The organism is Janthinobacterium sp. LPB2021202312-11-4 (assembly GCF_037049705.1).
Taxonomy (GTDB): Bacteria; Pseudomonadota; Gammaproteobacteria; order Pseudomonadales; family Pseudomonadaceae; genus Aquipseudomonas.
The window spans coordinates 37,477-59,977 of record NZ_JBAGKV010000030.1 but is presented as its reverse complement, the minus strand read 5'-3'; the positions used below and the strand labels follow the sequence as shown (position 1 = coordinate 59,977).

Annotated in this window: 20 protein-coding genes and 5 tRNA genes; 15 read left to right on the top strand and 10 right to left on the bottom strand. The window is 59.6% G+C overall.

Going from position 1 to position 22,501, the window contains the following annotated elements; translation table 11 throughout:
• Window positions 1–6 precede the first annotated feature (6 nt).
• From V5E99_RS25495 to V5E99_RS25485, 3 genes are read right to left on the bottom strand one after another with little or no spacing between them, the layout of a single operon-like run.
• Entirely contained in the window at window positions 7–459 is a 453-nt protein-coding gene (locus V5E99_RS25495) for a hypothetical protein (protein ID WP_499804977.1), read from the bottom strand.
• A gap of 55 nt (window positions 460–514) precedes the next feature.
• Complete coding sequence (locus V5E99_RS25490; protein ID WP_499804976.1) at window positions 515–832, bottom strand: BrnA antitoxin family protein; 318 nt, start codon at window positions 830–832, stop codon at window positions 515–517.
• A gap of 2 nt (window positions 833–834) precedes the next feature.
• Entirely contained in the window at window positions 835–1,116 is a 282-nt protein-coding gene (locus V5E99_RS25485) for a BrnT family toxin (protein ID WP_499804975.1), read from the bottom strand.
• 256 nt (window positions 1,117–1,372) lie between these two features.
• Here V5E99_RS25485 and V5E99_RS25480 point away from each other — a divergent pair, with 256 nt between their 5' ends.
• On the top strand, window positions 1,373–2,890 hold the full coding sequence (locus tag V5E99_RS25480) for a nucleobase:cation symporter-2 family protein (protein WP_499804974.1): 1,518 nt from the start codon (window positions 1,373–1,375) through the stop codon (window positions 2,888–2,890).
• Window positions 2,891–3,062: 172 nt separating this feature from the next.
• Here V5E99_RS25480 and V5E99_RS25475 read toward each other — a convergent pair.
• Window positions 3,063–3,138, bottom strand: a tRNA-Asn gene (locus tag V5E99_RS25475).
• Window positions 3,139–3,365: 227 nt separating this feature from the next.
• Between V5E99_RS25475 and V5E99_RS25470 the strand changes: the two genes are divergently transcribed.
• Window positions 3,366–3,596: a hypothetical protein gene (locus V5E99_RS25470; protein ID WP_033061947.1), complete on the top strand. Its 231-nt coding sequence runs from the start codon at window positions 3,366–3,368 to the stop codon at window positions 3,594–3,596.
• Here the strand turns inward: V5E99_RS25470 and V5E99_RS25465 are convergent.
• Both V5E99_RS25465 and V5E99_RS25460 read right to left on the bottom strand, forming a co-directional pair.
• Complete coding sequence (locus tag V5E99_RS25465) at window positions 3,593–3,796, bottom strand: hypothetical protein (protein ID WP_499804973.1); 204 nt, start codon at window positions 3,794–3,796, stop codon at window positions 3,593–3,595. The genes V5E99_RS25470 and V5E99_RS25465 overlap by 4 nt on opposite strands.
• A 240-nt stretch (window positions 3,797–4,036) precedes the next feature.
• Window positions 4,037–5,233: an amino acid aminotransferase gene (locus V5E99_RS25460; protein ID WP_499804972.1), complete on the bottom strand. Its 1,197-nt coding sequence runs from the start codon at window positions 5,231–5,233 to the stop codon at window positions 4,037–4,039.
• A 339-nt stretch (window positions 5,234–5,572) separates the two neighbouring features.
• On the opposite strand from V5E99_RS25460, the gene uvrB reads away from it, so the two are divergent.
• The gene (uvrB, locus tag V5E99_RS25455) at window positions 5,573–7,588 is read left to right on the top strand and encodes an excinuclease ABC subunit UvrB (RefSeq protein ID WP_499804971.1); all 2,016 of its coding nucleotides are present in this window, start codon (window positions 5,573–5,575) and stop codon (window positions 7,586–7,588) included.
• A gap of 105 nt (window positions 7,589–7,693) precedes the next feature.
• On the opposite strand, the gene V5E99_RS25450 is transcribed toward uvrB, so the two are convergent.
• On the bottom strand, window positions 7,694–9,244 hold the full coding sequence (locus V5E99_RS25450) for an MDR family MFS transporter (RefSeq protein WP_499804969.1): 1,551 nt from the start codon (window positions 9,242–9,244) through the stop codon (window positions 7,694–7,696).
• Window positions 9,234–10,283, bottom strand: a complete 1,050-nt coding sequence (locus tag V5E99_RS25445; RefSeq protein WP_499804967.1) for an HlyD family secretion protein — start codon at window positions 10,281–10,283, stop codon at window positions 9,234–9,236. Before V5E99_RS25445 ends, V5E99_RS25450 begins: the two co-directional genes overlap by 11 nt.
• Before the next feature lie 221 nt (window positions 10,284–10,504).
• Here V5E99_RS25445 and gltX point away from each other — a divergent pair, with 221 nt between their 5' ends.
• The 11 genes from gltX to V5E99_RS25390 all read left to right on the top strand — a co-directional run bounded on the left by gltX (window position 10,505) and on the right by V5E99_RS25390 (window position 16,533).
• On the top strand, window positions 10,505–11,986 hold the full coding sequence (gene gltX, locus V5E99_RS25440) for a glutamate--tRNA ligase (protein ID WP_499804966.1): 1,482 nt from the start codon (window positions 10,505–10,507) through the stop codon (window positions 11,984–11,986).
• Window positions 11,987–12,276: 290 nt separating this feature from the next.
• A tRNA-Ala gene (locus V5E99_RS25435) sits at window positions 12,277–12,352 on the top strand.
• Window positions 12,353–12,431: 79 nt separating this feature from the next.
• Window positions 12,432–12,507, top strand: a tRNA-Glu gene (locus tag V5E99_RS25430).
• A 52-nt stretch (window positions 12,508–12,559) separates the two neighbouring features.
• A tRNA-Ala gene (locus tag V5E99_RS25425) sits at window positions 12,560–12,635 on the top strand.
• Window positions 12,636–12,715: 80 nt separating this feature from the next.
• Window positions 12,716–12,791, top strand: a tRNA-Glu gene (locus V5E99_RS25420).
• 181 nt (window positions 12,792–12,972) lie between these two features.
• Complete coding sequence (locus V5E99_RS25415; RefSeq protein ID WP_499804965.1) at window positions 12,973–13,512, top strand: TetR/AcrR family transcriptional regulator; 540 nt, start codon at window positions 12,973–12,975, stop codon at window positions 13,510–13,512.
• A gap of 31 nt (window positions 13,513–13,543) precedes the next feature.
• Window positions 13,544–14,377, top strand: coding sequence for an alpha/beta fold hydrolase (locus V5E99_RS25410; RefSeq protein ID WP_499804963.1), 834 nt, complete (start codon window positions 13,544–13,546; stop codon window positions 14,375–14,377).
• A 48-nt stretch (window positions 14,378–14,425) separates the two neighbouring features.
• Window positions 14,426–14,863 carry an acyl-CoA thioesterase gene (locus V5E99_RS25405; RefSeq protein WP_499804962.1) on the top strand — a complete coding sequence of 146 codons (438 nt, stop codon included), beginning with the start codon at window positions 14,426–14,428 and terminating at the stop codon, window positions 14,861–14,863.
• Between the two features lie 144 nt (window positions 14,864–15,007).
• Window positions 15,008–15,967 carry a tRNA dihydrouridine synthase gene (locus tag V5E99_RS25400; RefSeq protein ID WP_499804961.1) on the top strand — a complete coding sequence of 320 codons (960 nt, stop codon included), beginning with the start codon at window positions 15,008–15,010 and terminating at the stop codon, window positions 15,965–15,967.
• Between the two features lie 119 nt (window positions 15,968–16,086).
• Window positions 16,087–16,269: an alpha-crystallin domain-containing protein gene (locus tag V5E99_RS25395; RefSeq protein ID WP_499804960.1), complete on the top strand. Its 183-nt coding sequence runs from the start codon at window positions 16,087–16,089 to the stop codon at window positions 16,267–16,269.
• Between the two features lie 3 nt (window positions 16,270–16,272).
• Entirely contained in the window at window positions 16,273–16,533 is a 261-nt protein-coding gene (locus V5E99_RS25390; protein ID WP_499805007.1) for an Hsp20 family protein, read from the top strand.
• A gap of 155 nt (window positions 16,534–16,688) precedes the next feature.
• Here the strand turns inward: V5E99_RS25390 and V5E99_RS25385 are convergent, their stop codons facing one another.
• Together V5E99_RS25385 and V5E99_RS25380 are read right to left on the bottom strand one after the other, a co-directional pair.
• On the bottom strand, window positions 16,689–19,967 hold the full coding sequence (locus V5E99_RS25385; protein WP_499804959.1) for an EAL domain-containing protein: 3,279 nt from the start codon (window positions 19,965–19,967) through the stop codon (window positions 16,689–16,691).
• A gap of 69 nt (window positions 19,968–20,036) precedes the next feature.
• Complete coding sequence (locus tag V5E99_RS25380; RefSeq protein WP_499804958.1) at window positions 20,037–20,927, bottom strand: LysR family transcriptional regulator; 891 nt, start codon at window positions 20,925–20,927, stop codon at window positions 20,037–20,039.
• Window positions 20,928–21,081: 154 nt separating this feature from the next.
• On the opposite strand from V5E99_RS25380, the gene leuC reads away from it, so the two are divergent.
• Window positions 21,082–22,500: a 3-isopropylmalate dehydratase large subunit gene (leuC, locus tag V5E99_RS25375; protein ID WP_499804957.1), complete on the top strand. Its 1,419-nt coding sequence runs from the start codon at window positions 21,082–21,084 to the stop codon at window positions 22,498–22,500.
• Window position 22,501: the final 1 nt, after the last annotated feature.

The following is a 22,501-nucleotide window of genomic DNA, read 5'->3' as shown; positions in this document are numbered from 1 at the left end:
CATGCGTTAACGAATATCGCGCCGCCATCGCCCGCTCTTGGCATTGAATCGCCTGCAAGCAAGCCCGAGTCGCGGATAGAGCCAGGGAATGCCAACTGATCGAAGGGTGAAGTAAAAGCGGTAATCGTCCAGACCAAGGATGGTGGCGTAGAAATGTGTTTCATCCTGCCACATGACCTCGTTGAGCATGAACGAGCTGTACATCTGGCCGACCGTGCGCTCGCTCAGCACCGTGTCGAGGTCCTGGCTGACCAGCACAAAGCAAACGGCTTCTTCGAACGGGCAGTCGAAGTCGGTCACCAGCAAGTAGCCGGCAGGGGTTTGGTATTGGCGCAACAACGTGAAACCGGAGATGGCCAGCGTTGAAAGCTGGCCATCGATGATGAGCCGGGTTTTCGCCGGCCATTTTTCATAGGGGCCGTCATGCTGTTGCAGGGCGAATCGCTCAATTGTTTTCATTGGTGTGTCTCGGGCGGCATCCGTGTCGAAAACCGGCCTTGCGGCCGGTGTTGGCCTACGGTCGAACGTCAGGCTCCATCATTCGATGGATTACCATGGCGAGCTCCGACAGTTTTTTCTCCAGGTTCTTCAGCTCGGAAGGCGTTATGCCTTTTTTCAGGTGACCGCCATTCGCCCCGTTACCTTTGCCGCTCAGCAATGCCTGGCGCAATGCGTTGTTGATCACCGTCTGATAACCAAACCCCTCGTTCTCGGCGAGGGCCCGGGCCGCCTCGATCACGGCGTCATCGAGCATGATGGTAATGCGGGTCTTGCCTTTGGCGGAGGCAACCGCCCCGCGTTTGGCGTTGCTGAAGTCGTACTCGTCTTTCATGGTCATGCCTCCTTGTATTGGCGGCGCTCGCTTTTGCTGGCGATGCGCGCAGAAATAATTCGAACGAAATTCGGGTCGCGGTAGGTGTACGTAACGACCAACAGGCGATCCCTGGCATCCCGTCCCATGATGATCCACCGTTGTTCGTCATGGTCTTCGTCTTGCATCCTCAACGCCTGTTCGTCGTCAAACACCGATTCTGTATCAGCCAGGCTGACGCCTCGATGCTTGAGTTTGTTGGCCGCGTTTTTTGCTTTGTCGTACTGAATTTCGAATGGCTTCATTATGCATACTTTATATGTATAAAAAAGAGGGCATCCGTGCCGGCGGTCGCCATGAAGAAAAAAGACTAGCGGGATAAGGCAGGTGCGCGCGGAGGATGTATTTCAAGGTTTTTGCGGAGTTGGGCGAGGAGCTCAAGCGGGCTGAATGGATAGATGTCCATAATCTGACTGATGAGTTGTATACAACTCTATAGACATTTGTCCTGAGTCTTGCATACAGTGTGCGCATAACAAAAACCAGGGAACCCCCCCAACCATGAAAACGCCCCATGTTTCACACCAACGGCCTGAGGATGAAAACCTTGGGATCGGCGCGAATATGGCTTACGGCCTGCAACACGTTCTGACCATGTACGGCGGCATCGTCGCGGTGCCCTTGATCATCGGCCAGGCAGCCGGGCTTTCGCCGGCGGACATCGGTTTGTTGATTGCTGCTTCATTGTTTGCGGGGGGCTTGGCGACATTGCTGCAGACCCTCGGGTTACCGTTTTTCGGTTGTCAGTTGCCGCTGGTACAGGGCGTGTCGTTCTCGGGCGTCGCGACGATGGTGGCGATTGTCAGCAGCGGCGGGGAGGGTGGCTTCCAGTCGATTCTCGGGGCGGTCATTGCCGCGTCGCTGATCGGTTTGCTGATCACGCCGGTGTTCTCAAGGATTACCAAATTTTTCCCGCCGCTGGTCACGGGCATCGTGATCACCACCATCGGCCTGACGCTGATGCCGGTGGCTGCACGCTGGGCCATGGGCGGCAACAGCCACGCCCCGGACTTTGGCAGCATGGCGAACATCGGTCTGGCGGCGGTGACTTTGGTGTTGGTGCTGCTGTTGAGCAAAATCGGCAGCGCGACCATCTCCCGGTTGTCGATCCTGCTGGCGATGGTCATCGGCACGGTGATCGCGGTGTTCCTCGGCATGGCGGACTTCTCGTCCGTTACCCAGGGCCCGATGTTCGGCTTTCCAGCACCGTTTCACTTCGGTATGCCGACCTTCCACTTCGCCGCGATCCTGTCGATGTGCATCGTGATCATGGTGACCTTGGTGGAAACCTCCGCCGATATCCTGGCGGTGGGCGAAATCATCGGCACCAAAGTCGATTCCAAACGCCTGGGCAATGGCCTGCGCGCTGACATGCTGTCGAGCATGATCGCGCCGATTTTCGGCTCCTTCACCCAAAGTGCCTTCGCCCAGAACGTTGGACTGGTGGCGGTGACCGGCATCAAGAGCCGTTTCGTGGTGGCCACCGGCGGCGTGTTCCTGGTGATCCTCGGGCTGTTGCCGTTCATGGGCCGGGTTATCGCAGCGGTGCCGACCTCGGTGCTTGGCGGCGCCGGCATCGTGCTGTTTGGCACCGTGGCGGCGAGCGGCATTCGTACGTTGTCCAAGGTCGACTACCGCAACAACGTCAACCTGATCATCGTCGCGACCTCCATTGGTTTCGGCATGATCCCCATCGCCGCGCCGAACTTCTACGACCACTTCCCGAGCTGGTTCGCGACGATCTTCCATTCGGGCATCAGCTCGTCGGCGATCATGGCGATTGTGTTGAACCTGACCTTCAACCACTTCACCACCGGCAACTCGGACCAGCAGTCAGTGTTTGCGGCCGGTACTGAGCGGGTGCTGCGTTATCAGGATCTGGCGGCGCTGCGTGAAGGGGATTACTTCAGCGAGGGCAAACTGCGTGACTGCGACGGGAATGAGATTCCGGTGGTGGAAGCGGCCCATGAGTCGAGTGAGCATCGGGCGGCTCATGCAAAAAGCGGTGAGCATGTCTGATTGCTGCACTGGCTAAACGGGCTGTAGATCAAAAGATCGCAGCCTTCGGCAGCTCCTGCAGAGACTCGCGTCATCTGTAGGAGCTGCCGAAGGCTGCGATCTTTTGACTTTTCATGCACCCACAAAAAAGCCCCTGAACCTTTCGATTCAGGGGCTTTTCGTTACTTCTGTCTGGCTCCACGACCTGGACTCGAACCAGGGACCCAGTGATTAACAGTCACTTGCTCTACCAACTGAGCTATCGCGGAATGGCGTGTATGTTACTGATTCAAAAAGAGAAGTCAAGCACCCATTGGTCACTTGAGCGATTCAGTGGCGGCAACGGTAGTTTATCGGCCATTGGCGGTTACCAGAACCGTAGCAGAGGTCTACCATAGCCGCCCGGAAGTGTTTACACGCGCTGCCGGCCATTCGCCGAAAAGGTAAGCGCCATGAACCATCCAGTACTCACATCGCCAAACAACGGGGTGTTCGCATGAGCATCGCCCAGATCAGCCTGCCCAAAGGGGTTGGCCCGCACGCCGAGAAACTGTTCGACGCCATCACTCAGGCCAGCACCGCCGACGAACTGAATCGCGCCGGTGGCAAGGCTGAAGGTTTTGTCCTTGGCCTGGAAAGCGCCAAGGCGATCAAAAGCCAAGTGGCTGAATCGCTTTACGTGGCGTATGACGACGCCGCCAGCCAGCGCGCAACCGAACTGGCTTAACCGCCGAAGGTGAAGGTGCCGAGCATCAGCTTGGCATACAGCGACGTGGCGCCCAGTTGCACCAGCCACAGGGCCAGGCCGCCAAGAAACACGCCGGCAGCCACTTGCAGCACCAGATTGTTGCCGCGTTTGGTCGGGGTGGTGCGGGGCGCGAAATGGTCCAGTTCGTCCCGGTCAGCGCGTAGGTCGTCGTTTTTCATGTGAGCTCTCGTCGATATTCCAGGGTGTACACAAACGTTGTAGGAGCAAGGCTTGCCCGCGATGGCGGTTGATCAGCCAGTGGCTATGTTGAATGTCATAGCCTCATCGCGGGCAAGCCTTGCTCCTACAGTGGATAGCTGTGTGGAGTTTAGAGGGCACAGACATCGCTTTGACACTTATCTGCGACAAATAAAAAACGGGAAGCCCAAGGGCTCCCCGTTTTCGTATCACGCTGAGACTCAGATCACCGCAACGATGGCCTTGGTCACCGCGTCGATGTTGCTCTGGTTCAGCGCTGCCACGCAGATGCGGCCGGTGTCCAGGGCGTAGATACCGAACTCGCTGCGCAGGCGAGTCACTTGCTCAACCGTCAGGCCGGAGTAAGAGAACATGCCGCGTTGACGACCGACGAAGCTGAAGTCGCGCTGCGGTGCCTGTTTCGCCAGCGCCTCGACCATCTGGATGCGCATGCCGCGAATCCGCAGGCGCATTTCGGCCAGTTCTTCTTCCCACTGCGCGCGCAGTTCCGGGCTGTTCAGCACGGCGGCGACGATGCTTGCACCGTGGGTCGGCGGGTTGGAGTAGTTGGTGCGGATTACGCGTTTGACTTGCGACAGCACGCGGGCGCTTTCTTCTTTCGATTCGCTGACGATCGACAGGGCGCCCACGCGCTCGCCGTACAGCGAGAAGGATTTGGAGAACGAGCTGGAGACAAAGAAGGTCAGGCCCGATTCGGCGAACAGACGCACAGCGGCGGCGTCTTCGTTGATGCCGTCGCCAAAGCCCTGGTAGGCCATGTCGAGGAACGGTACGTGACCTTTGGCTTTCACGACGTCCAGAACGTTGTTCCAGTCCGCCGGGCTCAGATCGACGCCGGTCGGGTTGTGGCAGCAGGCGTGCAGCACAACGATGGAACCGGACGGCAGGGCGTTCAGGTCTTCCAGCAGGCCGGCGCGGTTAACGTCGTGGGTCGCGGCGTCGTAGTAGCGATAGTTCTGCACCGGGAAACCGGCGGTTTCGAACAGTGCGCGGTGGTTTTCCCAGCTTGGGTCGCTGATTGCCACGACGGCGTTCGGCAGCAGTTGCTTGAGGAAGTCGGCACCGATTTTCAGGGCGCCCGTGCCACCAACGGCTTGGGTGGTGAGGACGCGGCCGGAAGCGATCAGTGGCGAGTCATTGCCGAACAGCAGTTTCTGCACGGCCTGGTCGTAGGCGGCGATACCGTCGATTGGCAAGTAGCCACGGGAAGCGTGTTGAGCGACGCGAATCGTCTCGGCTTCGACAACGGCGCGCAGGAGTGGAATTCGCCCCTCCTCGTTGCAGTAAACACCGACCCCCAGGTTGACCTTGTTGGTACGGGTATCGGCGTTGAATGCTTCGTTGAGGCCCAGGATTGGATCGCGTGGTGCCATTTCGACAGCGGAGAACAGGCTCATTTTTGCGGCGGCTCTGAATGGAGTGTGGAGGGACGTGTCGCGCTCCAGCCGAATGCACTAGAGCGGTGCACAAACGGGGAGCTAGTATAAAGGCCATCTGCGATGGCTGGCGACAGACGATTCGGCTTTTGGGGCAAGTTTTTTCGATTATTTTTCGACCGTTAGTCGATTGGCATCGTCAAAGACTTCGAGGGATGTAGGACGTTTGCCTTGAAAGCGCGGGCAATCGGCTCCACATTGAGCTCAATCCAGTTTTTTCCTCGGGCGACATCGGTCGTTTGCGGTCTTTCTCGTTCCTGTCCGGTTTGACCGTGCAAGGCGCGAATCCAGAGGTTTCGTATGTCTGAATTCCAGCTAGTCACCCGCTTCGAGCCCGCCGGCGATCAGCCGGAAGCCATCCGCCTGATGGTCGAAGGCATCGAAGCCGGGCTGGCGCACCAGACGTTGCTCGGTGTGACCGGCTCGGGCAAGACCTTCAGCATCGCCAACGTGATCGCCCAAGTGCAGCGTCCGACCCTGGTGTTGGCACCGAACAAGACCCTGGCCGCGCAGTTGTACGGCGAGTTCAAGGCGTTCTTCCCGAACAACGCCGTCGAGTACTTCGTTTCCTACTACGACTACTACCAGCCCGAGGCCTACGTGCCGTCGTCGGACACCTTCATCGAGAAGGATGCCTCGATCAACGACCACATCGAGCAGATGCGTCTCTCGGCGACCAAAGCGCTGCTGGAGCGCAAGGACGCGATCATCGTTACCACGGTGTCCTGCATCTACGGCTTGGGCAGCCCGGAAACCTATCTGAAAATGGTCTTGCACGTGGATCGCGGCGACAAGCTCGATCAGCGCGCCTTGCTGCGCCGCTTGGCAGACTTGCAATACACCCGCAACGACATGGATTTCGCCCGGGCGACTTTCCGGGTGCGCGGTGATGTGATCGACATCCACCCAGCGGAATCGGATTTTGAAGCGATCCGCATCGAACTCTTCGATGACGAAGTGGAGAAAATTTCCGCCTTCGATCCGTTGACCGGTGAAGTCACCCGCCAGTTACCGCGTTTCACCTTCTACCCGAAAAGCCACTACGTCACCCCACGGGAAACCCTGCTCGGCGCTATCGAAGGCATCAAAGTCGAGCTTCAGGAACGCCTGGACTACCTGCGCAGCAATAACAAACTGGTAGAAGCCCAGCGTCTGGAGCAGCGCACCCGGTTTGACCTGGAGATGATCCTCGAACTGGGTTACTGCAACGGCATCGAAAACTACTCGCGCTACCTGTCGGGCCGTGAGTCCGGCCAGGCGCCGCCAACCTTGTTCGATTACCTGCCGGCCGACGCCTTGCTGGTGATCGACGAATCCCACGTCAGCGTGCCGCAGGTCGGCGCGATGTATAAGGGCGACCGTTCGCGCAAAGAGACGTTGGTGGAGTACGGCTTCCGCCTGCCATCAGCGCTGGATAACCGGCCGATGCGGTTCGACGAATTCGAACAAATCAGCCCGCAGACGATTTTTGTCTCGGCCACGCCGGGCAACTACGAAGCCGAACACGCCGGTCGCGTGGTCGAGCAACTGGTGCGCCCGACCGGTCTGGTGGACCCGCAAATCGAAATCCGTCCGGCGCTGACCCAGGTCGACGACCTGCTCTCGGAAATCGGCAAGCGCGTGGCCCTGGAAGAGCGGGTGCTGGTCACCACGCTGACCAAGCGCATGTCCGAAGACTTGACCGATTACCTGGCCGACCACGGCGTGCGTGTGCGTTACCTGCACTCGGACATCGACACCGTGGAGCGGGTCGAAATCATCCGCGACTTGCGCCTCGGCACCTTCGATGTGCTAGTGGGGATCAACCTGCTGCGTGAAGGCCTGGACATGCCGGAAGTGTCGCTGGTGGCGATTCTGGACGCGGACAAGGAAGGCTTCCTGCGTTCCGAGCGCTCGCTGATCCAGACCATCGGCCGGGCGGCGCGTAACCTCAATGGTCGGGCGATTCTGTACGCCGACCGGATCACCGGTTCGATGGAGCGGGCCATCGGCGAGACCGAGCGCCGTCGCGACAAGCAGATTGCATTCAACTTGGCCAACGGCATCACGCCCAAAGGCGTGTTCAAGGACGTCGCCGACATCATGGAAGGCGCCACCGTGCCGGGGTCGCGCAGCAAGAAGCGCAAAGGCATGGCCAAGGCTGCCGAGGAAAGTGCCAAGTACGAAGCCGAATTGCGCTCGCCGGGCGAGATCGCCAAGCGTATCAAGGGGCTGGAAGAGAAGATGTACCAGCTCGCCCGCGACCTGGAATTCGAAGCAGCGGCGCAGATGCGCGACGAGATTGGCAAGTTGCGGGACCGGTTGATCGCTGTCTGACAGACCCCTGTAGGAGCTGCCGAAGGCTGCGATCTTTTGATCGTTGCCCTTAACAAGATCAAAAGATCGCAGCCTTCGGCAGCTCCTACAAAGGATTGTGGTGCATCAGTGAGCTTCCCCAGCCTTCAACCCCGCCGGCAAGGCCTTGGTCAGCAGCACCGCCAGCATGCTGATCCCCAGCGCAATCCCGACAAAGTGAAACGCATCGTTGTAGGCCATGATCGCGGCCTGCTGGTGGACGATTTCACTCATCTTGCCCAGTGCCGCGTTGTCACTGCCAAACCGGTCCGCCATTGACGCCATGCGCTCCGCCACCTGCGGATTGCTTGGCACAATCGATTCGCGCAAGTAATCGAAGTAGGTCTTGGTCCGCGCATCCAGCAACGTGGCGAGGAGGGCGATGCCGATCGCGCCGCCGAGGTTACGCAGGATGTTGAACAGGCTCGACGCCGACCCGGCATCCTGCGGCAGGATGTACGCCGTGGCGATCAGTGAGATGGTCACCATGATCAACGGCTGGCCCAGTGCGCGGATGATCTGGATCTGATTGAACTGCGGTCCGGCGAAATCCGGATTCAACACGCCCGAGGAAAAACTCGCCAAGCCAAACAACCCGAAACCGAGGGTACACAGCCATTTCGGCGGGATAAATTTCATCAGTTTCGGTACCAGCGGAATCAGGAATAGCTGCGGCACCCCCATCCACATGATCACTTCGCCGATCTGCAAGGCGTTGTAGTTCTGGATCTGCGCCAAGTACAGCGGCAGCAGATAAATCGAGCCATACAACCCGACGCCCATGCCCAGGCTGGAAATACTCGATAAGCCGAAGTTGCGATTGCCCAGTATTCGCAGGTTGATCAGCGGATTGGGTTTGGAACACTGCACGATCACAAAGGTGATCAAACTGAACAGCGCAATGCTGCCCAGGCTGACGATCAGGTTCGATTCCAGCCAGTCCTTACGGTGACCTTCCTCAAGAAATACCTGCAAACAACCGAGGCCGACGCCGAGGGTGAGAATGCCCATGTAGTCAGTGCTTTTGAGCAATTCCCAGTGCGCCTCTTTCTTCTCCAGGCCATACATCAGGCCGGCGATCATGATCAGGCCCGGTGGGATGTTGATGTAGAAAATGTATTCCCAGCCCCAGTTTTCCGTCAGCCAGCCACCGATGGTCGGGCCGATAGAGGGCGCGAACGTCGCGGTCATGGCGAACATGGCCATGCCTTTGGCGCGGTGGTGTTCCGGGAGTTTGATCAGCGTCAGGGTAAACGCCAGCGGGATCAGTGCGCCGCCGGTGAAGCCCTGCAAGGCACGGAAGACGATCATGCTCTCCAGACTCCAGGCCATCGAGCACAGCAGCGAGGCGGCGAGAAAACCCAGCGATACCCACACCGCCAGACGCCGGGCCGACAGCAACTGCACCAGCCACGCGGTCAGCGGGATCATGATGATTTCCGCCACCAGATACGAAGTGGAAATCCACGAGCCTTCTTCCAGGGTCGCCGACAGCGCACCCTGAATGTCCTTGAGCGATGAGTTGGTGATCTGGATATCGAGCACGGCCATGAAGGCGCCGAGCATCACGCTCATCACCGCAATCCAGTCCCGCCGGGTCGGTTCCCCGGCCGGGCGGATCAGTTGATCACCGGCCATCGTCAGGGGCGTCTTTGATGTTCACTTTGACGGTGACCGACATGCCCGGGCGGATCTTGCCGTGCAGGGGATTGTCTGCGGCGAACGTCAGTTTTACCGGAATCCGCTGTACGACTTTGGTGAAGTTGCCCGTGGCATTGTCCGGCGGCAACAGACTGAACTGCGCACCTGAAGCGGCGAACAGGCTTTCGACCCGCGCCTGGATCGGCGTGTCGCCATAGGCATCAAAAGTCAGTTCGGCTTTCTGGCCGGGCTGCATGTGGCCGATCTGGGTTTCCTTGAAATTGGCCTGAATCCAGATGTCCTGGTCCGGGACGATCGACAGCAGATAAGCGCCGGCCTGCACATACTGGCCATTGCGGGCGGCGCGCTGGCCGATCAGGCCGCTGATCGGCGCGTGGATTTCGCTGCGGGTCAGGTTCAACTGCGCCTGGGCCAAATCGGTCTTGGCGTTGGCGATCATCGCATCCAGGCGTTTGATTTCGGCGCTCAGGGCGTTGACTTGCTGGCGCTGACTCTGTGCGTCGGCCTGGGCCTTGGTCACTTGCGAGCGGGCGATGTGGTTGTCGGCGGAGAGGGTGGTCACCCGTTCTTCGGAAACGTAACCGGGTTTACGCAAGGTCTGGGCGCGGGACAGATCGATCTGCGAGCGGCCAAGGCTGGCCTGGCTGGAGGCGACTTGCGCATCGCTGGCGGCGATCAGGCTGCTTTGTTGGGTCAGTTTGCTGCGGGCTTGCACCTGCTCGGCTTCGCGCATGGCCAGGGCGGCGTTGGCGCGATCCACGGCGAGGTGGAAGTCATCGCCCTCAAGTTTGATCAGCAGTTGGCCTTTTTCGACGTGCTGATTGTCCTGCACCAGCACTTCATCGATGCGCGCGCCCAATTGGCTGGAGACGCGGGTGATCTCGCCCTGGACATAGGCGTTGTCGGTGCTTTCATAAAAGCGGCCCTTGAAAAACCAGTGAGCGAAAAAGCCCCCGGCAATCAGCAGGACGATCAGCAGGAAAATAAACAGGCGACGCTTGAGTTGGGCAGGCATGGGGCAGACTGTAGTCGAGAAAGTGTAAGGAAAGTTATCAGCAGCTGAATCTGGCATACAGCCGATAAACGGTAAATGCCATCGGCTGATATTCGGCCATTCACCACGGCATACGGGCGTTGTAGACGCAACCTTGGCTTAAATGCCCTGCTGACTGGAGCCGGGCGGGCATCGCCTGTTACCATTCGCCCCTTTGTTTGATCTTCATTTCGAGACTTGCCATGACCACCGTCCGCACGCGCATCGCGCCATCGCCTACCGGGGACCCCCACGTAGGTACCGCTTACATCGCATTGTTCAACTACTGCTTTGCCAAGCAGCATGGCGGTGAGTTCATCCTGCGGATCGAAGACACCGATCAATTGCGTTCGACCCGCGAGTCCGAACAGCAGATTTTCGACGCCCTGCGCTGGTTGGGTATCGAGTGGAGCGAAGGCCCGGATGTCGGCGGCCCGCACGGTCCTTACCGTCAAAGCGAGCGCGGCGATATCTACCAGAAGTACTGCCAGCAACTGGTGGAAATGGGCCATGCCTTCCCGTGCTTCTGCACCGCCGAAGAGCTGGACCAGATGCGTGCCGAGCAAATGGCCCGTGGCGAAACCCCGCGTTACGACGGCCGCGCGTTGCTGCTGTCGAAAGAAGAAGTCGCTTCCCGCCTGGCCGCCGGCGAACCTCATGTGATTCGCATGAAAGTGCCGAGCGAAGGCGTGTGCGTGGTGCCGGACATGCTGCGTGGCGACGTCGAGATCCCGTGGGATCGCATGGACATGCAGGTGCTGATGAAGACTGACGGCCTGCCGACGTACTTCCTGGCCAACGTGGTCGATGACCATTTGATGGGTATCACCCACGTGCTGCGCGGCGAAGAATGGCTGCCGTCGGCGCCGAAATTGATCCTGTTGTACGAATACTTCGGCTGGGAACAGCCGGAGCTGTGCTACATGCCGCTGCTGCGTAACCCGGACAAGAGCAAGCTGTCCAAACGCAAGAACCCGACCTCGGTGACCTTCTACGAGCGCATGGGCTTCATGCCGGAAGCGATGCTCAACTACCTGGGCCGCATGGGCTGGTCGATGCCGGACGAGCGCGAGAAGTTCTCGTTGCAGGAAATGGTCGACAACTTCGACCTGAGCCGCGTCTCCCTCGGCGGGCCGATTTTCGACGTCGAGAAACTCTCGTGGCTCAACGGCCAGTGGCTGCGTGACCTGCCGGTGGAAGAGTTCGCTTCGCGCTTGCAGACGTGGGCGCTGAATCCTGAATACATGATGAAGATCGCGCCTCATGTGCAGGGCCGGGTTGAAACCTTCAGCCAGGTTGCGCCGCTGGCCGGGTTCTTCTTCGCTGGTGGCGTGAACCCGGATGCCAAGCTGTTCGAATCCAAGAAGCTCTCGGGCGATCAGGTTCGTCAGTTGATGCAGTTGATCCTGTGGAAGCTCGAAAGCCTGCGCCAGTGGGAAAAGGACAGCATCACCGCGACGATTCAAGCGGTGGTCGAATCCCTGGAACTGAAGCTGCGTGACGCGATGCCTCTGATGTTTGCCGCGATTACCGGGCAGGCGAGTTCGGTGTCGGTGCTCGATGCGATGGAAATCCTCGGCCCGGACCTGACGCGTTTCCGTCTGCGCCAGGCCCTCGACCTGATCGGTGGCGTGTCGAAGAAGGAAAACAAGGAGTGGGAAAAACTGTTGGGCAACATCGCCTGATTACCGGCGAGGCCTAGAAAGATCGCAGGCTGCGTCAGCGCCTACATTGAAATGCAACCCCTGTAGGCGCTGCCGAAGGCTGCGATCTTTTGATCTTGCTCTTCGGTGCTCCCCAAAAGATCGCAGGCTGCGCCAGCTCCTACGGGCCTGCGTTCTTTCCCACACCCCCGGTTTTTCGGGGTGAGGGCGGTAAGTGATTGTTATGTCGGCAAAAAACTTTGAAATATTTTAAAAATAAGTTTGACAGCCTTTCGATGCGCCATTAAGATTCGCCCCGTCCTCAGCGATGAGGGGCTATAGCTCAGCTGGGAGAGCGCTTGCATGGCATGCAAGAGGTCGACGGTTCGATCCCGTCTAGCTCCACCAATTTACACTTCAAGGTCTGGCCACACCGGCCTTGAAGCGATCAGCACTCAGCGTTGATCTGTTGTATAGAAGGGTTTGCGTCCCCTTCGTCTAGTGGCCTAGGACACCGCCCTTTCACGGCGGTAACAGGGGTTCGAGTCCCCTAGGGGACGCCAGTTTTACAGAAGCAGTGTCGCAAGATGCTGCTCCGCCGCCAGGCGATAAATCGGGGCTATAGCTCAGCTGGGAGAGCGCTTGCATGGCATGCAAGAGGTCAACGGTTCGATCCCGTTTAGCTCCACCAATTTTACAACTCAAGGTCTGGCCACACCGGCCTTGAGGCGATCAGCACTCAGCGTTGATCAGTTGTATAGAAGGGTTTGTGTCCCCTTCGTCTAGTGGCCTAGGACACCGCCCTTTCACGGCGGTAACAGGGGTTCGAGTCCCCTAGGGGACGCCACGATTACCCGCTCTGCGGGATTTATAAGGGTCATTCAATTATTGAATGGCCCTTTTGTTTGTCTGGCGTTTGGCCAATTCTCCTTTTTCTCAAAACTGTTCTTCAGACCAGCGGTCACAGCCATGACTTGCGCAAATTTATTATGCGAATAATATTCTAATCGTAATATTCGGAGGCAACGATGAACGATAAAAAAGCTCAAACCCGCGAACGCATCCTCAAGGCTGCCAGCGCAGCGCTGATCCAGCGCGGCCCGGCCGAGCCGAGCGTGGGCGAAGTGATGGGCGCGGCCGGTCTGACCGTCGGCGGCTTCTACGCGCACTTCGAAAGCAAGGACGCGATGATGCTGGAGGCGTTCAAGCAACTGCTCAGCCACCGTCGTGAGCTGATTGCCGATATGGATGCCGAATTGACCGGTGAAGAACGTCGCGCCTTGGTCGCTGCGTTTTACCTGTCGCGCAAACACCGTGACTCCTCGGAGTCCGCGTGCCCGATCCCTGCGTCGGTGGGTGAATTGGGTCGTCTGCCGGATGAGTTCCGCGCGGCGTTGAATGAACACTTGGAAATCATGGTCGCGCAGTTGGCGGCCAGCCCGGAAGACACCGACAAAGCCCTGGCCGACATGGCCCTGATGGTCGGTGGGTTGGCGCTGGCGCGGGCGTTGGGGCCAGGCGAGTTGTCCGATCGATTGCTGCGCGCCGCCAAGTCAGCGGTGCTGTGACCTGAAGGCATTGGCCTGAGGAGTGAGAGCGATGAGCACGTTAAAGTGGGTTCGTGGCGTTAATGGCACCTTGGGCTGGTTCGCACCAAAACTGGTGGCGAGCAAAATGCGGTTGGCGTTCATGACGCCACGTTCGTTTGCTCCCCGTGACTGGGAATTGCCGCTGCTGGCGAAATCCGAGCGAATTACTTTACGCTTCGGCCTCTCGGCGTTGCGCTGGGGGCAGGGCCCGACGGTCTTGCTGATGCACGGTTGGGAGGGGCGGCCGACGCAGTTCGCCAGCCTCATCACTGCGCTGGTGGAGGCCGGTTACACCGTTGTGGCCCTCGATGGTCCGGCCCATGGTCGTTCGCCAGGTCGCGAAGCGAATGTGGTGCTGTTCGCCCGGGCCATGCTCGAAGCCGCCGCTGAATTGCCACCCCTGCAAGCGGTGATCGGCCATTCGATGGGTGGCGCCAGCGCGATGCTCGCCGTGCAGTTGGGGTTGCGCACCGAAACCCTGGTCACGATTGCCGCTCCGGCGCGAATTCTCGGTGTGCTGCGTGGTTTTGCCCGTTATGTACGGCTGCCGCCGAAAGCGCGCTCGGCGTTTATTCGCCAGGTCGAGAAAGACGTCGGCATGCGCGCAGCCACCCTGGATGTCGCGCACTATCAACTGGACATGCCGGGGCTGATCGTCCACGCCGAAGACGATTGCTATGTGCAGGCCAAGGAAGCCCAACTGATCCACGAAGCCTGGTTCGACAGTCGCCTGCTGCGCCTGGAGGAAGGTGGTCACCAGCGCGTGCTGGCAGACCCTCGGGTGATTGATGGGGTGTTATCACTGCTGGCGGGCCGCAGCCTTCAAGCGCGGCAATCGGCCTGAGCATCCGTTACACTGCCCCGGTCGAATTTATCTGACCGGGAGTGGGGCATGGGCTGGGATCGGGCAACGCCATTTATCATTGATCTGGAAGTCGGCGCCGAGGACATCGACGGGCTGGGCCACGCCAACAACGCGGTGTACGTGACCTGGCTCGAACGCTGTGCCTGGCGCCACTCGCAACGGCTCGGCTTGGACCTGGTCGAGTACCGTCGGCTGGATCGGGCGATGGCCGTGGTGCGTCATGAGATTGATTACCTCGGCGCCGCCTATGAAGGCGACGAGTTGCAATTGGCGACCTGGATCGTCGATTGGGACCAGCGCCTGAAAATGACCCGGTACTTCCAATTGAAACGCCCCAGCGACAACACCACGCTGCTGCGCGCGCAAACCACTTTCGTCTGCATCGAACTGTCCACCGGCAAGCCCAAGCGCATGCCGGCGGAGTTTATCGAGGGCTATGGCCCGGCGCTGCAAACCCCAGGCTGACACCGCTCTGTGTAGGAGCTGCCGAAGGCTGCGATCTTTTGATCTTGATTTTGAAAGGCAAGATCAAAAGATCGCAGCCTTCGGCAGCTCCTGCGGGGTGAAACCTGTAAACTGCCGCACGTTTTTTGTTGAGTGTGTTTTCCCATGCAAATTGCTTTGGCGCCCATGGAGGGGTTGGTCGACAACATCCTGCGGGACGTGCTGACCCGCGTCGGCGGTATCGATTGGTGCGTGACCGAATTCATTCGGATCAACGATCAACTGCTCACGCCTGCCTATTACCACAAGTTCGGCCCGGAACTGCTGAACGGTGCCCGAACCGCGTCCGGCGTACCGCTGCGCGTGCAATTGCTCGGTTCCGACCCGGTATGTCTGGCGGAAAACGCCGCGCTGGCCTGTGAGCTGGGTTCCGAAGTCATCGATCTGAACTTCGGCTGCCCGGCCAAGACCGTCAACAAGTCCCGTGGCGGCGCGGTCCTGCTTAAAGAACCTGAACTGCTCAACGAAATCGTCGAAACCGTGCGCCGTGCGGTGCCTGCGCATATTCCGGTCACCGCCAAAATGCGTCTGGGCTTCGACAGCCCGGACGGCGCGCTGGTCTGCGCCACCGCCCTGGCCGAAGGCGGCGCCGCCCACATCGTGGTGCACGCGCGGACCAAGACCGACGGCTACAAACCGCCGGCCCATTGGGAATGGATACCTCGGGTGCAAGAAGTCGTCAAAGTGCCGGTGTTCGCCAACGGCGACATTTGGAGCGTCGAAGACTGGCGCCGCTGCCGCGAAATCAGTGGCGTTGAAGACATCATGCTCGGTCGTGGCCTGGTTTCGCGTCCGGACCTGGCCCGGCAAATCGCCGCCGCCCGCGCCGGTGAAGAAGTGATCGAGATGACTTGGGCCGAGCTGCTGCCGCTGATCCAGGATTTCTGGCTGCAAGCCAAGGCGCAGATGACACCTCGCCAATCCCCGGGCCGCCTGAAGCAATGGCTGGCGATGCTGACCCGCAATTATCCTGAAGCGGTGGCGCTGTTTACGGTGCTGCGGCGTGAAACTGAACTGGATCATGTCTCGCGTTTGCTGGGGCTGCAGGTGGCGGAAGCGGCCTGAAAAAATCTGCAAATAATCTCTTGAAATGTAATTGGCGGTCCCTATTTAAGGGTTACGCGATGCCGAATTCGGGTCGCGGAGATAAAAAACTTGCTGATTGTTTTCAGGAGATTTGAATCATGAGTACTGCATTTTCCTTAGCGCCACTGTTCCGTTCCTCGGTAGGTTTCGACCGTTTCAACGACCTGTTCGAAACCGCCCTGCGCAACGAGCCAGGTAGCACCTATCCGCCTTATAACGTGGAAAAACACGGTGACGATCAATATCGCATCGTCGTGGCGGCCGCCGGCTTCCAGGAATAAGACCTGGAGCTGCAAGTCGAGAAAGGTGTGCTGACCATCAGCGGCGGCAAACGCGACGCCAATGACAGCGTGACTTACCTGCATCAGGGCATCGCCCAGCGCGCGTTCAAGTTGTCGTTCCGATTGGCTGATCACATCGAGATCAAGTCCGCCGACCTGAGCAACGGCCTGTTGAGCATCGACCTGCTGCGGGTTGTTCCGGAAGAGGCGAAAGCCAAACGCATCCCGATCAACGGGACGCAGCAGCCGGCTCTGCAACACTGAGCCGAGCAATGAGAAGGGCGCCATTGGCGCCCTTTTTTTTGTGCCTGAGTAGGAGCTGCCGAAGGCTGCGATCTTTTGATCTTCGCGTCGGGCATTGCGCTGCAAAAACAAGATCAAAAGATCGCAGCCTTCGGCAGCTCCTACGGGGTGGCATGTTACTTGAGGAGTTTTTGGAACGCCTCCACCGGCAACGGTCGGCTGTGCAAATACCCTTGGTACAAATGGCATCCCAGCCCTTGCAGAAACTCCAGTTGCTCTGGGGTTTCAACACCTTCGGCAATCACTTCCAGGCCAAGGCTGCGAGCCATGGCGACGATGGCGCGGATGATTTCGGCGTCGTTGGGGTCGGTGGTGGCGTCGCGGATGAACGACTGGTCGATTTTCAGCGTGTCCACCGGCAGGCGCTTGAGGTAAGTCAGCGAGGAATAACCGGTGCCGAAGTCGTCCATGGCAAAGCTCACGCCGAGTTTCTTCAAGCGGCGCATTTTGTTGATGGTGTCTTCCAGGTTCTGGATGACGATGCCTTCGGTGATCTCCAGTTTCAGCAGCGAACAGGGCAGGCCATGGTTGCTGAGGCTGCGTTCGATACGTTCGACAAAATCGTTCTGGCGGAATTGTCGCGGGCTGATGTTCACGCACAGGCTGAAATTGAGCGGGTCGATCAGGCCCTTGGCGATCAATTGTTTAAAGGCATCGCAGGCTTCGTCGAGAATCCAGGTGCCGACCTCCAGAATCAGCCCGCTGTCTTCCAACACCTTGATGAATTCGGTGGGCGATTGCGCGCCCAGTTCCGGGTGATTCCAGCGCACTAGGGCTTCGGCGCCGATGATGCGATTGTCCTGGGCATCCACTTGCGGCTGGTAATGCACGCTGAATTCGCCCCGGGACAGGGCCAGACGCAGGTCGGTTTCCATGCGCAACCGCTCACTGGCGGCCTTCTGCATGGTGTTGTGGTACATCTGCGTGGTGTTGCGCCCCGAATCCTTGGCCCGGTAAAGGGCAATGTCGGCGCGCTTGAGCAAGTCCGTCGGGGTCGAGCCGTGATCGGGGATCAGTGCGATGCCGATGCTCGGCGTGACTTGCAGGCGCTGGCCGTCGAGGAACATCGGTTCCGACAGCAATTCGCGCAAGGTGTCCGCCAGTTCCCGAACCTGCTCGCTGACCTCGCTGCGTGAACCCTCCAACCCGCTGAGCAACACCACAAACTCATCACCGCCGAGCCGCGCCACGGTGTCTTCCATGCGCACACTCGCTTCGAGCCGCGCGGTGATGATCTTCAGCACCGTGTCGCCCACTGGGTGGCCGAGGGAATCGTTGATGTGCTTGAAGTGGTCGAGATCGAGAAACATCAACGCGCCACGCAGGTTGTGGCGTTTGAGCAGGGCGATCTGCTGACTCAGGCGATCCATCAAGAGTGCGCGGTTGGGCAGGTTGGTCAGCGGGTCGTGGTAGGCCAGGTGACGGATCTGCGCTTCGGCGTTTTTCAGCAGGCTGACGTCACGGGCGGTCAGCAGCAGGCACGCGGTTTCGTTGAGGGTGATGGGTTCGACCGACACTTCCACGGTCAACAATTCGCCGCGTTTATTGCGCCCGAGCATTTCCTGGTGATGCACGCGGCCCTTGATCTGTAGCTCGGCCAGCAGCGCCGAGCGTTGTTTTTCTTCAGCCCAGATCCCGACCTGATACACGGTTTTGCCAATCACTTCGTCGGCGCGGTAACCGGTCAGGCGACAGAAACCGTCGTTAACCTCCAAATAGCGCCCCGTGTCGCGCTCGGTGATGGTGATGGCGTCGGGGCTGGAGTGAAACGCCTTGGCGAATTTCTCCTCGCTGGCCTTGAGCGCCGCTTCCGAACGCTGTTGCTGGGTGATGTCGCGCAGGGTGGTGACGATGCACGGTTGGTCGCCGACGCTGATCTGGCGGCTGGAGATCACGCAAGTCAGGGCCTGGCCGTCCTTGTGCTGGACGAGGATCGCGACGTTGTTCAGGCCTTGTTCGCGAATCACCTGCTCGATTCGTTGCAGGCTTTTCGCCGAGGCGTCCCACAGGCCGATTTCGTCGGCGCTGCGGTCAATCACATCGCTTGTGGTCCAGCCGAAGGTCTGGGTAAACGCGGAGTTGATTTCGATGAACAGGCCGCTGTCCTGGCGGGTGACGCAGATCGGGTCCGGGCTGACCTGGAACAGCGTGGCAAATTTCTCCTCCGATGCGACCAGCCGCTGTTCCCGTTCAACCTGATCAGTGATGTCCAGCAAGGTCCCGGCCATGCGCAGCGGCAGGCCGTTTTCATCGCGGTAGAGTCGGGCGCGGCTTTCCAGGTAGCGCGAACTGCCGTCGGGCAATTGCACGCGGTAGGTCAGTTGATAGTTGCCCGCCGGCCCTTCGCGCAGGCTGCGGTAGGCGTTGCGCATGCTGTCGCGTTCTTCGCCGGGTACGCCTTCGAAAAACTCGTCGAAGGCTTCGTGGAACGGTTTGGCTTCCAGCCCATGGAGTTGCGCTGCACGTGCCGAGCCATAAAGCATGCCGCTGGGAATGTGCCAGTCCCAGGTGCCCAATTGCGCCGAGTCCAGGGCCAGGTCGAGGCGTTCCTGGCTGTCTTTGAGGGCGTGTTCGGCGACTTTGCGCTCGGTGGTGTCGAGGAAAGTACTCAACAGGTACGGCTGGCCCTCAAGCTCGACTTTTTGCGCGCTGAGGATGCCGTCGTGGACCTGGCCATTGCTGGCGCGAAACTGCACTTCCATGCTGATCAGTTCGCCCTTGGCCTTGGTTGCCTTGACCAGCGCCGCCCGTTGCTCCGGGTGCACCCAGAGGCCCAGTTCCAGGGTGGTGCGGCCAATGGCACTTTGCACCGGCCAGCCGAACAGGCTTTCGAAATACTGGTTGGCCTCGCTGATCAAGCCGTCTTCCTGGCGGGTCAGCAACACCATGTTCGGGCACAGGTGAAACAGCGTGGCGAAGCGCTTTTCCGAGCTGCTCAGGGCTTGTTCCCGTTGGCGCTGGTGGGTGATTTCACGAATCACCCCGATCATTCGTGGCCGGCCGTGTTTGTCGGGCAACAGGCTGCCGTTGATCTCCAGCCAGTGCAGGCTGCCATCGGGCCAGCGGATGCGGTGATGCATCGCCTGTTCCAGTGGCGCGCCGGCGATCACCTGATGGAACGCGCGAATGGTTTTTGCCCGATCCTCCGGTGGCAGCAGGTCAAGGTATTCCAGGTCTTCCGGCAGTGGCTGCCGGGGATCGAAGCCAAACAGCGCCTGAGTGCCCCGGGACCAACTGATCTGCCCGCGCTCGATGTCCCAATACCAGGCGCCCAAGTGAGCGCCATTGAGGGCCGCCAACAACTGCGGAGCGCTTTCCCAGCTTTGCTCGGAGCGATGCGGATCAATGGCCTGAATACGTGGCATGGGCGGAATACGGTCAGCGGGTTTGGGCATTGGCAACAGGCCTTGGGCTGATTGGGGCGTTAGGCACAGGGTTTCGCGGCTCTATAGGAGTAGCACAAGTTAGCCGGGAGTCCCTGGCAGATCGATTTGCGCATCCAGCAAGGCCATAAATGCCCGCGCCGCGTTCGACAGCGTCCTTTCCGTGTGCAGGATATAGCCTAGCTGGCGAGTGAGTTGTATGCCGGGCAAAGGTATGCGCGCAACCTGTTCATCGAGCATGGTGCGCGGCAAAACGCTCCAGGCCAGGCCGATGGAGACCATCATCTTGATGGTTTCCAGATAATTCGTGCTCATGGCGATGTTCGGCGTCAGGCCCTGGGCCTCGAACAGGCGCTGGACGATGTGGTGGGTAAAGGTGTTGCCACCGGGGAAAACTGCCGGGTGCAGGGCGATGTCCGCCAGGCTGACCGGGCCGTTGCTGATCAGCGAATGCTCCGGGGCGACCACGAAATCCAGCGGGTCGTCCCACACCGGCGTGGCCTTGACCAGCGCATGGGGCTCCGGCGCCAGGGTGATGACCGCCAGTTCAGCGCGGCCATGCAGAATTTCTTCGTAGGCCACTTCCGAATCGAGGAACTGAATATCCAGCGCGACCTGTGGGTAACGTCGGGTGAATTCCCGCAAGAGTGGCGGCAAGCGGTGCAGGCCGATGTGGTGACTGGTGGCCAGGGTCAGGCGACCAGTCACTTCGCCGTTCAGATTGGTCAGGGCACGGCGGGTATCGTCCAGCACGTTGAGAATCTGATAAGCCCGTGGCAGCAGGGCGCGGCCGGCCTCGGTCAGGCCCACTTCACGGCCCAGGCGATCGAACAGGCGCACCTTCAATTGCTGCTCCAGGCCAGCGATGCGCTTGCTGATGGCCGGTTGGGTCAAGTGCAGCCGTTCACCGGCGCCGGAGAAACTGCCGGTCTCGGCAATGGCGATAAAAGCGTTGAGGTTGGCCAGATCCATTCCAGTATTCCAGTTGGTTATCCAAAGCATGAAAAATATGAATTTGAGTTATTTAATGTAACCCCCTAGGATCAGCCTCACAAGCCAAGGGGTTATTGAACCGCTGCACAACCCAAGGCATAGAAAATAGAAGCAAGCTGATGAGGACCGTCTGATGGCCGGCAAAACGCTTTACGACAAGCTCTGGGATTCCCATGAAGTGAAACGGCGCGACGATGGGTCGTCGCTGATCTATATCGACCGCCACATCATCCATGAAGTGACTTCGCCCCAAGCTTTCGAAGGCCTGCGCCTGGCCGGGCGCAAGCCTTGGCGTGTCGATTCGATCATCGCTACCCCGGACCACAACGTGCCGACCACCCCGGATCGCAAGGGCGGCATCGAAGCGATTACCGACCAGGTCTCGCGTTTGCAGGTTCAGACCCTCGATGACTACTGCGACGAATATGGCATCACCGAATTCAAAATGAATGACGTGCGTCAGGGCATCGTTCACGTGATCGGCCCGGAGCAGGGCGCGACCTTGCCGGGCATGACCGTGGTCTGCGGCGACTCGCACACCTCGACCCACGGCGCATTCGGCGCGTTGGCCCACGGTATCGGCACTTCCGAGGTTGAGCACGTGTTCGCCACACAGTGTCTGGTCGCCAAGAAAATGAAAAACATGCTGGTGTCGGTCGAGGGCAAATTGCCGTTCGGCGTGACCGCCAAGGACATCGTCCTCGCTGTGATCGGCAAGATCGGCACCGCTGGCGGTAACGGTCACGCCATCGAGTTCGCCGGCAGTGCGATTCGCGACTTGTCCGTCGAAGGCCGCATGACCATTTGCAACATGTCCATCGAGGCTGGCGCCCGTGTGGGTCTGGTCGCCGCTGACGAAAAAACCGTGGAATACGTCAAGGGCCGTCCATTCGCCCCGAAAGGCGCGGAATGGGACATGGCAGTCGAAGCCTGGAAAGATCTGGTGTCCGACGCCGATGCGGTGTTCGACACCGTGGTTGAACTCGATGCCACCCAGATCAAGCCGCAAGTCAGTTGGGGCACCTCGCCCGAGATGGTGTTGGCCGTTGATCAAAACGTGCCGGACCCGGCGAAGGAAATGGACCTGGTCAAGCGCGGTTCCATCGAGCGCGCCTTGAAGTACATGGGTTTGAGCGCCAATCAGGCAATCACCGATATTCAGCTGGACCGCGTATTCATCGGTTCCTGCACCAACTCGCGGATCGAAGACTTGCGCGCCGCAGCGGTAATCGCCAAGGGCCGCAAAGTGGCCTCGACCATCAAGCAAGCCATCGTCGTGCCGGGCTCGGGCCTGGTGAAGGCGCAAGCCGAGGCCGAAGGCCTGGACAAGATTTTCCTCGAAGCCGGTTTCGAGTGGCGTGAACCGGGTTGCTCGATGTGCCTGGCGATGAACCCGGACCGTTTGGAGTCGGGCGAGCATTGCGCCTCGACGTCCAACCGCAACTTCGAAGGGCGTCAGGGCACCGGTGGCCGTACCCACCTGGTCAGCCCGGCCATGGCCGCGGCGGCTGCCGTCAACGGTCGTTTCATCGACGTTCGCGAACTGATCTGAG